Origin of the sequence: Herbaspirillum camelliae (assembly GCF_001929405.1) — a bacterium.
In the GTDB taxonomy this organism is placed as follows: domain Bacteria; phylum Pseudomonadota; class Gammaproteobacteria; order Burkholderiales; family Burkholderiaceae_D; genus Herbaspirillum; species Herbaspirillum seropedicae.
Genome location: NZ_MIJG01000009.1, coordinates 1 through 1,452 on the forward strand (window position 1 = coordinate 1; position 1,452 = coordinate 1,452).

At 54.9% G+C, this 1,452-nt stretch carries 1 protein-coding gene; it reads left to right on the forward strand.

Going from position 1 to position 1,452, the window contains the following annotated elements; translation table 11 throughout:
• Window positions 1–68: 68 nt before the first annotated feature.
• Window positions 69–1,445, forward strand: a complete 1,377-nt coding sequence (locus tag BGK68_RS27110) for an IS30 family transposase (RefSeq protein WP_083657723.1) — start codon at window positions 69–71, stop codon at window positions 1,443–1,445.
• Window positions 1,446–1,452 lie beyond the last annotated feature (7 nt).

Here is a 1,452-nt window from a genome sequence, read left to right on the forward strand (position 1 = left end):
GGCAGATTCAATCGGTGGTCGCAACACCTTTAATCAAAGAGGTGTTTATGGGACGACCAGTGGGATGGATGTACAAGTTGACGGGGCGAGGGGCGATGCGATCACCAGGTGCGCCGTCGCATCGCCGGGACACCGAGCGGCGATTCTGGGAGCAAATCGCAACAGGTATTACGAGTGAGAAGGCTGCTGAGGCGGTCGGTGTGTCACCGGCAGTAGGGACGCGTTGGTTCCGTCACAATGGTGGTATGCCACTTTCTATGTTAAGCCCGTTATCCGGGAGATACTTGTCGTTTTCAGAGCGAGAAGAGATCGGACTTCTTTCGTGCCAAGGCATCGGAGTAAGAGCGATTGCTCGCCGTATTGGGCGCAGCGCGTCGACGGTTTCCCGGGAGCTGAAACGCAACGTTGCAACTCGTGCTGGTCGACTTGAGTATCGAGCGTCGGTGGCGCAGTGGAAGACTGAACTCGTCGCAAAGAGACCCAAGCCTTCGAAGCTAGTAACTAATCCACGGTTGCACGATTACGTCCAAGACCGTCTGGAGGGCAAGGTTCGCGGTGCTGATGGCCGTGACGTTTCTGGTCCTCGGCAAGCGCCGTTCATAGGCAGAAACAAGCCGCATCGCGGTGACCGTAAATGGGTCAATGGTTGGTCGCCTGAGCAGATTTCCAACCGGCTGCAAATCGACTTTCCGAATGACAAGTCCATGCGAATCTCTCACGAAGCCATTTACCAAGCACTTTATATCCAGGGTCGAGGAGCTCTTAAGCGAGAGCTAGTTAGCTGTCTGCGCACTGGTCGGGCGTTGCGCGTGCCGAGGGCTAGAGCACAAGCCAAAGTTTGGGCGCACGTTAGCGAGGATGTAATGATCACTAACCGTCCTGCAGAAGCCCAAGATCGTGCCGTACCAGGGCATTGGGAAGGGGATCTGATCATTGGCCTGAACCGGTCTGCAATCGGGACGCTGGTCGAGCGATCAAGCCGATTCACTATGCTCGTCCACCTACCGCGCGAGGAAGGCTACGGATTGATACCAAGGACGAAAAATGGTCCTGCGCTGGCTGGCTACGGAGCTGTTACGATGGCTAATGCGCTCAGAAATGCAGTGGCTGACATGCCTGCTCTTTTGTGGCAATCATTGACCTGGGATCGTGGCAAAGAACTATCTGATCACGCCCGCTTCACGGTCGAATCCGGGGTAAAGGTATTTTTTGCCGACCCGTACAGTCCATGGCAGCGTGGCACAAACGAAAATACGAACGGTCTTTTGCGACAATACTTCCCAAAGGGTACCGACTTGTCTCGGTGGAGCGTTCGCGAGATCCAGGCCGTTGCTAATACACTCAACTCCAGACCTCGAAAAACGCTTGGTTGGAAGACACCGGCCGAAGCACTGGACGAGTATCTAAAATCTGTTCAACAATCTGGTGTTGCGACGACCGGTTGAATCTACC

What these genes read in the sequence shown, in the direction of transcription:
- BGK68_RS27110 (WP_083657723.1), top strand. Translation starts at nt 69, where the DNA reads ATGTACAAGTTGACGGGGCGAGGGGCGATGCGATCACCAGGTGCGCCG.